Here is a 477-nt window from a genome sequence, read left to right as displayed (position 1 = left end):
CCTTATATACATCTAATGGACAGACACCTTTTGTAACATTAGGATTCGGCTTAGGTACAGATCATTTAAGTCGCAAAATTCAACAAGCTATCTTAAATACTCGTATCAAAGGCTTAGGAAAAGACCGCACGACAGCGATTTTCCCGAAACTTGTATTTTCAATTAAAAAAGGAACCAACTTTAGTCCGCAAGATCCGAACTATGACATTAAACAACTAGCATTAAAGTGTTCAACGAAACGTATGTATCCAGATATTTTAAATTATGACAAACTCGTAGAAATATTAGGTGATTTCAAAGCGCCAATGGGTTGTCGTTCATTTTTACCAAGTTGGAAAGATGCGGAAGGTCATTTTGAAAATAATGGTCGTTGTAATCTTGGTGTTGTTACACTTAATTTACCTAGAATGGCATTAGAATCTGCCGGTAATATGACGAAATTCTGGGAAATCTTTTATGAACGTATCGATGTGTTAC

At 35.4% G+C, this 477-nt stretch carries 1 protein-coding gene; it reads left to right on the top strand.

The window, feature by feature from the left end:
* Positions 1–477 (top strand): anaerobic ribonucleoside-triphosphate reductase (gene nrdD, locus J1M37_RS10865; RefSeq protein ID WP_274607212.1); only part of this gene is annotated, 477 nt, incomplete at both ends.

It is taken from the genome of Micrococcus sp. KRD012 (assembly GCF_017168555.1).
Classification (GTDB): Bacteria; Actinomycetota; Actinomycetes; order Actinomycetales; family Micrococcaceae; genus Micrococcus; species Micrococcus luteus.
This window is presented reverse-complemented; position numbering and strand designations above follow the sequence as displayed.